Source organism: Streptococcus handemini (assembly GCF_040984445.1).
Classification (GTDB): Bacteria; Bacillota; Bacilli; order Lactobacillales; family Streptococcaceae; genus Streptococcus; species Streptococcus handemini.
The window spans coordinates 25,180-37,294 of record NZ_JBFRYH010000014.1; the positions used below are offsets into that span (position 1 = coordinate 25,180).

Annotated in this window: 12 protein-coding genes; 1 reads left to right on the top strand and 11 read right to left on the bottom strand. The window is 43.4% G+C overall.

What is annotated here, in order from left to right:
- Positions 1 to 165 precede the first annotated feature (165 nt).
- Together ABPH35_RS03505 and ABPH35_RS03510 are read right to left on the bottom strand one after the other, a co-directional pair.
- The gene (locus ABPH35_RS03505) at positions 166 to 1,011 is read right to left on the bottom strand and encodes a DUF4300 family protein (RefSeq protein WP_349989476.1); all 846 of its coding nucleotides are present in this window, start codon (positions 1,009 to 1,011) and stop codon (positions 166 to 168) included.
- A gap of 193 nt (positions 1,012 to 1,204) precedes the next feature.
- Positions 1,205 to 1,684, bottom strand: a complete 480-nt coding sequence (locus ABPH35_RS03510) for a DUF4767 domain-containing protein (RefSeq protein WP_349989478.1) — start codon at positions 1,682 to 1,684, stop codon at positions 1,205 to 1,207.
- 296 nt (positions 1,685 to 1,980) lie between these two features.
- On the opposite strand from ABPH35_RS03510, the gene ABPH35_RS03515 reads away from it, so the two are divergent.
- A complete protein-coding gene (locus tag ABPH35_RS03515; protein ID WP_349989477.1) occupies positions 1,981 to 2,946 on the top strand; it encodes an aromatic acid exporter family protein in 966 nt (321 codons plus the stop codon).
- A 61-nt stretch (positions 2,947 to 3,007) separates the two neighbouring features.
- Here ABPH35_RS03515 and ABPH35_RS03520 read toward each other — a convergent pair whose 3' ends face one another.
- The 9 genes from ABPH35_RS03520 to ABPH35_RS03560 form a co-directional block, all read right to left on the bottom strand.
- Positions 3,008 to 4,141, bottom strand: coding sequence for an ABC transporter ATP-binding protein (locus ABPH35_RS03520; protein WP_349989457.1), 1,134 nt, complete (start codon positions 4,139 to 4,141; stop codon positions 3,008 to 3,010).
- Positions 4,142 to 4,263: 122 nt separating this feature from the next.
- Positions 4,264 to 5,211: a helix-turn-helix domain-containing protein gene (locus tag ABPH35_RS03525; protein WP_368849600.1), complete on the bottom strand. Its 948-nt coding sequence runs from the start codon at positions 5,209 to 5,211 to the stop codon at positions 4,264 to 4,266.
- Between the two features lie 8 nt (positions 5,212 to 5,219).
- Positions 5,220 to 5,600 carry a Mini-ribonuclease 3 gene (locus ABPH35_RS03530; RefSeq protein ID WP_349989459.1) on the bottom strand — a complete coding sequence of 127 codons (381 nt, stop codon included), beginning with the start codon at positions 5,598 to 5,600 and terminating at the stop codon, positions 5,220 to 5,222.
- A complete protein-coding gene (gene cysS, locus ABPH35_RS03535) occupies positions 5,593 to 6,936 on the bottom strand; it encodes a cysteine--tRNA ligase (protein WP_349989460.1) in 1,344 nt (447 codons plus the stop codon). Before cysS ends, ABPH35_RS03530 begins: the two co-directional genes overlap by 8 nt.
- A gap of 274 nt (positions 6,937 to 7,210) precedes the next feature.
- Entirely contained in the window at positions 7,211 to 7,984 is a 774-nt protein-coding gene (locus tag ABPH35_RS03540; RefSeq protein ID WP_349989461.1) for a nucleoside phosphorylase, read from the bottom strand.
- A 21-nt stretch (positions 7,985 to 8,005) separates the two neighbouring features.
- Positions 8,006 to 8,590 carry a serine O-acetyltransferase gene (gene cysE / locus ABPH35_RS03545; RefSeq protein ID WP_119875767.1) on the bottom strand — a complete coding sequence of 195 codons (585 nt, stop codon included), beginning with the start codon at positions 8,588 to 8,590 and terminating at the stop codon, positions 8,006 to 8,008.
- Positions 8,591 to 8,874: 284 nt separating this feature from the next.
- Positions 8,875 to 11,085 carry a polyribonucleotide nucleotidyltransferase gene (gene pnp / locus ABPH35_RS03550; RefSeq protein ID WP_349989462.1) on the bottom strand — a complete coding sequence of 737 codons (2,211 nt, stop codon included), beginning with the start codon at positions 11,083 to 11,085 and terminating at the stop codon, positions 8,875 to 8,877.
- 254 nt (positions 11,086 to 11,339) lie between these two features.
- The gene (rpsO, locus tag ABPH35_RS03555; RefSeq protein WP_067086848.1) at positions 11,340 to 11,609 is read right to left on the bottom strand and encodes a 30S ribosomal protein S15; all 270 of its coding nucleotides are present in this window, start codon (positions 11,607 to 11,609) and stop codon (positions 11,340 to 11,342) included.
- Positions 11,610 to 11,805: 196 nt separating this feature from the next.
- Positions 11,806 to 12,115, bottom strand: a 310-nt coding sequence (locus ABPH35_RS03560) for an ISAs1 family transposase (protein ID WP_349987980.1), incomplete at its 5' end; no start/stop codon positions are given.

The following is a 12,115-nucleotide window of genomic DNA, read 5'->3' on the forward strand; positions in this document are numbered from 1 at the left end:
TTATTATAACAGTTTCAACTGGCATTTGCTAGTCAATGGAGATTAGATTCGCTCAATTTCACCTTCTTTTATGAATCATACTCTAATTAAAACACCATTAAGAACCTGTATTCATAAGCTCTAGATTAGAATTACTTCGCTTATGAATACAGGTTCTTTCTAACATTACTTCATGTTTGCTAGTTCAGACAAGTCCTGATCGTTGACCAATAACGCAATCTGGTCTTTAAAGAATTGGAAACGGCCAGTCAGCATATGCTCGTGGAAATCTTTCCAAGATTGAAATTCGCTTAATCGATATGGAAGGGATGGATCCATCTTTTCAAGAAAATAGACTTTTCCATCTTTTTCATACACTAAGCCAACATGCATACTAATCACAGAACCATCTACATTTTGCACCGCTGACAACAGACGCAGTTTGTTAGAGAACGCAACACCTGCATCTTTCCAAGCCTTGGTCAGATCAGTTGCAGACTTGTAGGCTGGATTATCAAGAAACAAGAGACTATATAACTGACTGTCTGCTTCTGTCAATTCAGGATGATATTGCTTCAAAGTCTGAAACTCTGGATGTTCTGCCAGATTTTTCACCTTGTCTGTATCATAGGTCAAGAGAGAACGTAGAAACAGAAAAGCTGTTTGCCGACAGTTCAGATCTTTTGGAAAATGACTAACCTTTTCTTTATACTCTTCGACATCCATCATCGTCGTAAACTGATTCGCATCTTTTCCAATCTCCATGCTTGTCCAGTCCTCGGCTTCCTTTTCGTAGGACTTATTGGCCTGATGATAGCTGTCGATAAAGGCGGATAGGGCTTGCCAATTTTCTTTTGAAACGCCTTGTTCTTGTAAATCTTTTTGGAGTTCTTCTGTGTTTTTGGTGTTGACAAGATTGTGGTAGCGGTAACTAGGCGTGGTCTCTTTTTTTGCTTCCATCTTTGGGGTTGCATGACAGCCAACTAAGACAAGAGCACACAAGCTGACTAAGGCAATTAGTTTTCGTTTCATAGCGGGATGACTCCTTTTGTAATGGTTGTTTTCCCTATCATATCAAACCCATCTCATAGTTCCCTACGCTTCATCTGATTTTTTTCTATTTTTTGAAATTAACGGAGTATAAAATGACAAAAACGAGCTAAATATAGCCCGTTTTCACCTATATAGCTCAGGTCGTGGAACAATTCTCCGCACACGAATCAGATTATTCCCCTACTAATTCGCTAAAGAAATTCTTTAATTCTTCATTAGCTGTTTCTCTGAAATAGAGAACTTGCTCAGGATTTCCTTGATTCTGCTCAGTAATCCAAACCTTCGGTATTCCTTGATGAATGGTAAACAGATACAGATGGGAGGCAGGAAATTTCGTCGTTTCAATATCGGAATAAACAGCTACCAAGGCTATTTGTCTCGCTTCTACCAAGCCGTTTTCTGACCAAATCAAGTAAGGAGTTTGTCCAGCAAAATCAGGTACCATACTTGGGAACTGACTTCGATCCAGACTCGGATTTAAAACATAGCTCGGAATCAGAATCCCATAAAAATTCACATCGTGCATTGGGTCGTAAGAACGGTATTCCTGCCCTAGAGCTGGCCCCCAATAAGCCAAAATATAGTCCTGCAAGCGCTGGGCCTTTTGGGCATTCCAGGCTGCATTTGATGATTTGGGCTTGTCGAAGACGATACAGCCGTTGAGGAAGAACTGCTCTCTTTTTCACTACTAGAAGACTTTTCCTGCTGCAATTCTGTGGACGATTTTTCTTTCTTTCTATTTTCAATGCTACTTGATGGGCTGTTCGACGTTGTTGCTTGATGTACCCCTGCGCATGCGCAAAGCACTACTGCACTCAAAAATAGCCCAATACTGACAGCTACCAACTTATTTTTCTTTATCCTTTTCATCAGATACTTTCTCCTTATTTTATGCTACAATAATACCATATTCTTTCTATATACTCAAAAAAGAACTAGGAGAGCTCTATGCCCTTACTTCATCGGACGATTAAACTAGTGTTAGCGACTTGTATGGCCATTGCCTTAGCAGATTTTTTGCAGCTATCTTATGCGACATCCGCTGGGATCATCGCTATTTTAAGCGTTTTGGATACGAGACGTGCCTCCCTAAAAACTGCCTGGGCTAGGCTTTGGTCAACGGTTTTAGCCCTTGCTATTGCAGCTCTTGCGTTCTCACTCTTTGGCTTTCACTTATTTACTCTAGGGCTCTATCTCTGCCTCTATGTGCCCCTTGCTTATAAGGCGAATTTGACCGCTGGGATTGCCCCATGCACTGTCCTTGTGACCCACCTTTTCTTAGAACAATCGACGTCACTAACTCTGCTTGGAAACGAACTAGCCATCTTTCTCATCGGTGCAGGCATTGCCCTCCTTGCCAACCTCTATATGCCTTCGCAAGACAAGAAAATCCAATATTACCATGAGCAAGTTGAACAAGAGCTCAAGGCTATCTTACTACGCTTCCAAGATTTCTTGTTAACCGGCGATGGCCGAAACGAAGCCCAGCTTGTTATCCAACTGGATCAAACCCTGCAAGAAGCCCTTGATATCGTCTATCTTGATCGTCACAATCAGGTTTTTTACCAAACCAACTATCAAGTTCATTATTTTGAAATGCGATTGGCACAAAATAAAATTCTACGCGCCATGGCCAATAATATCAATACATTCTCCCTTGAAAGTCGAGAAGCCGTCATTCTAGCCAGTCTTTTTGAACGAACAGCCTCCCAATTAAGTAGACATAATCCTGGCCACGAACTGCTAGAAGACATCGAACTCTTCCATCAGACCTTCCGTGAGCGTCCGCTTCCTCAAACACGGGAAGAATTTGAAGCACGAGCCACTCTCTTCCAACTCCTTCATGATATGGAGGCCTTTATTCAGTTGAAAGTAGACTTTTACGAGCAATACACAGAGGAAAATGACGCCTAACACTCTATAAAAACACGTAAACTCCCCACGATGGCAGGGAGTTTTAATGTATATTCAAATATTAGACGATTGCTTTATTTGTATCATTATCAAAGAAGTGTGCTTTATTGAGGTTGAAGGCAAGACGGACTTGTTCACCTGGCTTATGGAAATCACGTGCATCTACACGAGATACAAATTCTGTTGCACCTACACGGCTATAGAGCATAGACTCTGCACCAAGTAACTCAGATACCACCACTTCTGATGTCACGATGCTATCTGGGTACGTATCCAATTCCAATTGTGAAGCCTTGATATCTTCTGGACGGATACCAAGTGTGAAGGTTTTTCCTTCATACCCTTTTTCTTCCAAATGTTTTCTGCGACCTTCTGGCAAGCGGATTGAGAAGTTATCACCATCTGATAAAATACCATCTTTCAAGGTTACATTGAAGAAGTTCATAGCTGGGCTTCCGATAAAGCTCGCAACAAATTTATTGACTGGAGAGTTGTACAATTCTTCTGGTGTACCAATTTGCTCAATCCGTCCGATGGTACCTGTACCAGCTTCATTCTTGGTTGCACTCATGATAACAATACGGTCAGCAAGTGTCATTGCTTCTGTTTGGTCATGCGTTACGTAGATGGTTGTCGCACCGATACGACGGTGGATTTTTGCAATTTCAGTACGCATGGATACACGTAGTTTTGCATCCAAGTTTGACAATGGCTCATCCATCAAGAATACTTTTGCATCACGGACAATCGCACGACCCATGGCAACACGTTGGCGTTGTCCACCTGAAAGGTCTGCTGGTTTCCGTTGTAAGAATTCAGTCAAGCCAAGGATAGCCGCTGCTTCTTCGACACGTTTTTTGATTTCATCTTTGCTGTATTTGCGCAATTTCAACCCAAAAGCCATGTTGTCAAATACCGTCATGTGTGGGTAAAGGGCATAGTTTTGGAATACCATGGCAATATCACGGTCTTTTGGTGCCACATCATTCATCAAGACATCGTCAATATAGGCTTCACCTTCTGTAATATCTTCAAGACCTGCAATCATCCGAAGAGTAGTTGATTTACCACATCCTGATGGTCCAACAAATACGATGAACTCTTTATCCTTAATATCTAGGTTAAAGTCTTCAACTGAATAATGCTCACTGTTTGGATATTTCTTATAGATGTTTTTTAGATTTAATTGAACCATGTTCAAACCTCGCTTTCTTTTACTCTTTTAGTATATATGAAAACGCTTTATTTTTCCCTGTCAGCTTGAACAAAAAGAAAAAAGCATTTTGTACAAGTTGCACAAAAGCCATTTTTACTCAACTATCCTATTCCCTCTTCCAATACAATCTGGTAGCAGACTGCCAAATCTGTCAGATTGCGGAGCTGTAAACCACTGACATCGAGCCATTTTTCAAGGCGGTATTGGAGCGTATTGCGATGGACATAGAGACGTTGCGCCGCTTTTGTGACCACCGCCGCTTCTTCCCACAAGGCAAGGATACTATCTGCTAGCTGGTCTTGCTGGCTAATCATGTGAGATAGTTGATAACGTAAGGGGCGAAGCGAGATTTCCTGCCCTTGACCCAAAAGAAAAGCCTGTCCAAAGGTTAGGACACGTGAAGATTGGAAACGCTCCTGCCAAGCGATAAAGAGCTGGTGTTCTGCCTGAAAAATCTTTGCCCAATCTTCATCTGCTACCAGCGACCACATCTGCCCAACTAGAACGGCCAACTTCAAACCAAAGTCAAACTCCATGGCAGATAGGGTATCTGCTAACACTTCCTGAACTGGAAGGAAGGTGCTTTGATCCAAGATAAAAATCCTATCATGAGCTGTCACTTGAAAATCGGCCACACGATTTGGCAGCAGGGAACGCATGACATCACACCACGATTCAACTGCTTCTTTTTCTTCCGTTGCAGATAAAGAATGGCGGACATGGATCCATTGCATGAGGTTGAGCTGACGAGGCATTGTCCCTACCCCCTTGACCAAAAAGCGATACCAAGGTTGAGTCGCATAGGCTTCTTCATTCTCAGCAGATAAGGACAGTAAATAGCGCTCCCGCTCTGTCAATTCGTCTTCAGCCACCTGTAACCATTGACCATGTGCCAAGGGAAAAACAAGCTGTCCAGACTGATGATCTGCCGTATCTGTGATTCTTGCTGTCGGAAAGAGGGCTAAGGCCTGTTGGCTATTTCGTAACTGGATTCGTTGATCTGTACTTCTTTCATTCCCATTCTTTTTAGAGAATCGTTTTGCTTGCATAGGACCTCCTATCCATTTTCAATGCACCAGCCAATCACTTCCTCAAGTCGCTCGATTTGATTCGTCATGTGGAGGTAACCAAGCACTGCTTCAAAGCCTGTAGACATACGGTAGGTCACAACATCCGCATTTTTTGCCTTGGTATGACTGTTCGTATTGCGCCCACGTTTGTAAATATCAACTTCCTTTTCACTAAGGAAATCTTCTTCTAGCATTTTGGAGATGAGGGCAGCTTGTGCTTTAGCAGAGACATAGCGATTCGCCTCTCGGTGCAGTTGATTGGGCTTGGTCAAGCCCTTAAAAATCAAGTGCCTACGAATATACATAGAATAGACGGCATCCCCTTCAAAAGCCAAGGCAATCCCATTGATGAGTGTCACATCAATCACGTGTCCACCTCACTCCGTCTTTGGTATCAAGAAGCTTGATTCCTTGAGCAGCTAGTTGGTCACGAATCGCATCGGCCTTGGCAAAGTCTTTTGCTGCCCGTGCTGCTTGGCGCTGTTCTATCAAGGCTTCAATCGCACTATCTAGCACCTCTTCTTCAAAAACAATCCCAAAAACTGCTAACATTTTTTCAAATGCGGTTTTGATAGTTTCATTATAATTTCCAGAATTGATCCACTTGGCCATTTCAAAGACGACTGTGATTCCATTTGCCGTGTTAAAATCTTCGTCCATAGCTTGGCAGAAGAGCTGTTCAAAGGTGGCTAATTGTGCCACTTCTACGGTTTCTGTGAAGGGTTGCTCATAAGTACGTTTCAGATACTTGAGATTGACTTCTGCGTCTAGCACCCCTTTTTCGGTAAAGTTAATCGGTTTTCTGTAATGTTGAGTGGCAAAGAAGAATCGCAAGACTTGACCATCAACCGTTTCGAGAGCATCATGAACGGTAATAAAGTTGCCCAAGGATTTGGACATCTTGACATTGTCAATATTGACAAAGCCATTGTGCATCCAATAATTGGCAAAGGTTTTCCCAGTTTTTGCCTCAGATTGAGCAATCTCATTGGTATGGTGAGGAAATTCCAAATCCGCACCCCCACCATGAATATCAATGGTATCTCCTAAAAGCTCTGTCGCCATAACAGAACATTCGATATGCCAACCCGGACGGCCCCTTCCCCATGGACTATCCCATGAAATCTCACCAACTTTAGCGGATTTCCAGAGGGCAAAGTCTACTGGATTTTCCTTACGAGCTGTTTCTTCATCCGTCCGACCACTAGCTCCCAATACCAAATCTTCTAAGGTTTTATTGGCCAGAGCTGCATAGTTTTCTGACTTCTCCACACGGAAATAGACATCCCCTGCTGACTCATAGGCATAACCTTTTACCATCAAATCCTCGATAAAGGCGACAATTTCCTCCATAAAGTGCATAACGCGAGGGTGTTTGGTGGCAGGTTTCACTCCTAATTTTTCCACATCTGCGGTAAAGGCTGCAATGTATTTTTCAGCGATTTCTTGTGGCGTAACCCCTTCTTCCTTGGCACGATTGATAATCTTATCATCAACGTCGGTAAAATTTGAAATGTAGGTCACCTCAAAACCACGGTATTCAAAATAGCGCCGAATGGTATCAAAAGCAACGGTTGAACGAGCATTTCCAACATGGATATAGTTATATACCGTTGGTCCACAGACATACATCTTGACCTTGCCTGTCTCTAAAGGCACGAACTCACGGAGACTTCGTGTCATGGTATCATAAATCGTAATCATCGTTTTATTCTTGAGCGCTGGGATACTTTCCCGCTCTTTCCTTTCTGTTGGAAATTATCTCATTTGCAATACGTTTTGCTACTAGTTCTGTGTGTTCTTCAATCATTTGCTTCCGTGTTTCTTATAGGCTATATAAATCAGAAGCAACCAAATAAATGAAAAACTCCCCCAAATGAGGGCCAGGTCTACATGCCCCTTCCAAAGTTGTAGTAACACCAAGACAATGCAACAAACAAACGTCAAATAGTAGTGCCAATAACGTTTCAAAAAATCCTTATTTTTCATCCATCAACTCCTTAGCTATCATAAAGGCAATCTCAAAAAAAGTCAGGGGATTGAGGGTTCGTTCTTCATGCCGTGCATCCCATTCTTCTTGATGGTGATCCACGTAATCTGCCGTGTAGAAAAACTGATAGACTTTCGCCTTTCTAAAACGACTCCAAGCCATAATACTAGCCGCTTCCATCTCGACGACTTCTGCACCACTGGCCATTCGCCGCTTGACCTTAGCAGCTGTTTCGCGGTAAAAAGCATCTGTCGTCCAAGTTTTGGTGCGAATATGTTCAATCTGGTGCTTATCTAGGATTTTTTCCATGGTCAATAGCAAAGCTGGCTCATAGCTGATTTCATCGCTAGGAGGAGCGTAATGGTAGCTCATTCCCTCATCACGAAGAGCTGCGCTGGGCAAAATCAATTTATCTGCCGCAATCCGTTTATCCAAGACACCGCAAGTTCCAAAAACGATAAAATTCTCAAAACCAAGCGCCTTATATTCCTCTAGCTGACCGACTGTCATGGGAGCTCCAATAAGCGCAAGTGCAACCGCAACCTGATGCCCATCCTGTTCATAGATATACCAAGGGTACCGGCCATTGAGACTCGTAAGAGCACCACCTTCACGAACGCCCTTCATCTGCCTCACCTGTTCAAGTACTTCTCCTGAAAAAGTGAGAATCATAGTCGGACAGACTTCTGCTTTTATCTGTCGTTTCACCACTACTTCTGGCTCAATGACAGCTTTGACAGGTTCAAATTCTTCTAAAAGCATGACGTGCTCCTTTTCTCATCCTTACAACTTGGCAGAATAGTAACTCGCTTCTCGTGCTTCCTGCAAGGGACGGATAGCTTCTTCATCTTTTTTGCCATGGATCCGAACAATTTTTGCCGGCATCCCAACAACCGTCACATCTGCTGGGACATCTGACAAGACAACGGCTGCTGCACCGACCTTGGCATTCTCACCAATTTCAATGGGACCAATTACTTGGGAATGGGCTGAGATAAGAGCGCCTCTGCGCACAGTCGGATGCCGTTTGCCACAATCTTTCCCAGTCCCTCCTAGGGTCACTCCATGATAGAGCATGACACCTGATTCAATCTCTGCGGTCTCCCCAATCACCAGTCCTGCGCCGTGATCAATAAACACCCCACTTGCAATCTGAGCGCCTGGATGAATCTCTATCTGCGTCCAAAAGCGCCAAAATTGACTGTGCATCCGCGCCAGCAATTTCAAGTTGTGTCGCCACAGAAAATGCGATACACGGTGGGCAGCCAGGGCCTTGACCCCTGGATAGGTTAAGAGCACTTCTAAAGTCGTGCGTGCTGCTGGGTCTTTTTCTTTTACAATCTCAATGGTGTCTTTCCACCAACCCATTTTTTCTCCTTTATTTATGATAAGGCTGGGACAAAAGTACCCAACCTCTTTTCATTTTTTCGTTTGAGCAGTTTGATGTATATCAATAGTCAAGGGAGTGACTATTGATACCTGAGCCTAGAAACTAGAAAGCGAGGCTTGTCTGGTTTGTAAAACGTTGATAAATCAACAGTCTACAAACCTAGTCAACCTTGAGGGGTATGAACAGTCAGGGGAGTTGCTGTTCATCCCTGAGCCTAAAAATTGGAAAGCGAAGACGACAAAATCGATTTCTGCCCCACTCCCTACTTTTCAACCTTGTGGAACTTGAACTCCCCAAAATTGCTGTCTTCTTTCTTTTCTCTTGGACGACGTGGGCGGTCTGTTTTTTCTCTTGGTTCCGCTTGTTCTACCTTCTCTGGTCGAGGAAGAAGAACTTTCATTGACGCATCCACGCGACCTTTTTCGTCAATCTTGATGACTTTGACATCCACTTCATCGCCAATTTGAACCAAGTCTTCGACTTTATTCACACGAGTCCAGGCCATTTCAGAGACATGGACAAGGGCATCTGTCTTGTCAAAGAGGTTCACAAAGGCACCGAATTTTTCAATGCGGACAACCTTAGCACGGTACACTTCATCGACCTTGGCTTCACGCACCAATCCAGCGATAATGTCTTTCGCACGGTTAATGGCATCGCGGTCACTTGAGTAAATCGCTACGTTACCTTCTTCATCAATATCAATCTTGACACCTGTCTCTGCGATAATCTTATCAATTGTTTCGCCACCCTTACCGATGACAATCTTGATTTTATCCACATCAATCTTAATGGTATCAATCTTCGGTGCAGTTGGTGCTAGATCTGGACGGACAGCTGGAATCGCTTCTTCAATCACATCTAAAATTTCAAAACGAGCTTTCTTAGCTTGTGCAAGGGCTTCTTGCAGGATTTCTGCTGTAATTCCCTCAATCTTAATATCCATTTGAAGGGCGGTAATCCCATCACGTGTACCAGCCACCTTAAAGTCCATATCCCCAAAGTGGTCTTCAAGACCTTGGATGTCCGTCAAGACAGTATAGTTGGTACCATCTGAAATCAAGCCCATGGCAATACCTGCTACTGGCGCCTTAATTGGCACACCACCAGCCATAAGGGCAAGTGTGCCCGCACAGATAGAGGCTTGTGAAGACGAACCGTTCGATTCAAGAACTTCTGCTACCAAGCGAATAGCATACGGAAACTCTTCCAAACTTGGCAATACTTGTTCAAGAGCGCGTTCTCCAAGAGCACCGTGACCAATTTCACGACGACCCGGCGCACCATAGCGACCAGTTTCCCCTACAGAATATTGAGGGAAATTGTAGTGGTGCAAGAAACGTTTTTTATATTCAGGATCCAAACCATCAACGATTTGGGTTTCTCCCATTGGTGCCAAGGTCAAGACGGATAGGGCCTGGGTTTGTCCACGTGTAAAGAGACCTGAACCATGCACGCGCGGCAAGAAGTCAACCGCAGCTTCAAGTGGCCGGATTTCATCGACACGGCGACCGTCAGGACGAATCTTGTCTTCTGTAATCAAGCGACGGACTTCTGCATGTTCCATTTGCTCTAGAATCTCTGCCACATCTCGCATAATGCGGTCGTGTTCTTCATGGTCTGCGTATTTTTCTTCGTAAGCTGCTGTCACTTGCTCTTTTACCGCATTAGTAGCAGCTTCACGAGCTAATTTTTCTTCGACTTGGACTGCTTTTTGCAAGTCGCTGTTATAGGCTGCAATGATTTCTGCCTGCAAGTTTTCATCTACATGAAGAAGCTCAACTTCTGCTTTTTCCTTGCCGACTTGAGCCGCGATTTCTTCTTGGAAGGCAATCAATTCTTTCACCGCTTCGTGACCCTTGAGAAGAGCTTCAAGCATAATGTCTTCTGAGAGTTCTTTGGCTCCAGACTCGACCATGTTAATCGCATCTTTTGTACCTGCAACGGTCAATTCAAGTAAGGAAACTTCAGCCTGTTCCTTAGTTGGATTGATAATCAATTCATCGTCCACATAGCCGACTTGAACACCAGCGATTGGCCCATTAAAGGGAATATCTGAAATAGACAGAGCAAGTGAGCTACCAAACATCGCTGCCATAGGGGCGCTTGCATTTTCGTCATAAGACAAGACGGTGTTAATCACTTGCACTTCATTGCGGAAGCCTTCAGCGAACATAGGACGAATCGGACGGTCAATGAGGCGAGCTGTCAAGGTTGCATCCGTTGACGGACGCCCCTCACGCTTGTTAAAACCGCCTGGAAATTTCCCAGCTGCATACATTTTTTCTTCGTAGTTGACTTGCAGAGGGAAGAAGTCCCCTGTTGCCATTTTTTTCGACATAACAGCCGCAGTTAGCACTGTGCTTTCTCCATAGCGAACAACAACGCTACCGTTTGCTTGCTTTGCAACCTGACCGACCTCAACAACGAACGGACGACCTGCAAAGGTCATTTCAAATGTTTGTTTTGCCATTTGTATCTCCTGATTATCTAATTATTCCAATTTTCTCCAGAACATTAACCGTCAGTAAAAATATACCCGTTCTTCATTCCAAAGAGGATGACGTGTTTTCTACAAAGCTCAATCTAGGACACTCCCAAACTCAACTTTGCACAAAACCACGTATCTTGTTTATTTTATCATATTTTAGCCGAAAAACAAAAGAAGGAAAACAAATTTAGAAAGAAAAAAGCCCTCCCTGACTGGGAGAGCTTCCTTTCATCAAATTAACGACGAAGACCTAATGAATGAATCAATTCGCGGTAACGGTTAACGTCTGTCTTACGTAAGTAAGCCAACAAGTTACGACGGCGACCGATTTTTTTCATCAATCCACGGTAAGTTGCGTGGTCTTTTTTGTGTTGTTTGATGTGGTCATTCAAGTGGTTGATTTCCCAAGTAAGCACTGCTACTTGTACTTCAACTGAACCAGTATCACCTTCATGACGAGCGTATTGCGCCATGATTTCATTTTTTTTCTCTTTTGAGATTGCCATGAGTATTTCTCCTTTGTATTTGAGCCAGATCCGAGTAACAGGTTGGCAACCCGTGACCAAGAAAGGCTAATTCTTGTCCTTAGGACCTCATTATTCTATCAATCTTTTCTGTCTTTGTCAACTATTTCTGCGCTTCACGCACGACAAACGCATGAAACAGTCTTCGGCTTTTTTCTACCTCAAACACTTTTTTGATTTAAAGTAATCGTTTTAAATACTGGTCAAAGGATAGACTAAGGACATATTTCTTACGACGCATGCTCATTTTCTTTCCAAAATCCAACCGTTTTAGGACAGCTAGGCAGAATTTGTCCATCACATTCAAATTAAACGCTAACTGCTTGTTCAAAGTTTTATTCGCATCTTCTCGAAAAACAACATCTAATAACCAATGCATACTCTCTATCTGCCAATGACCTCGTACATAGTCGCATAATTCCTTCGCACTAACCTGACTACTCAAGATAAAGTAGCGTGTTTCTTCACCCTCTTGACTACTCTTGGTC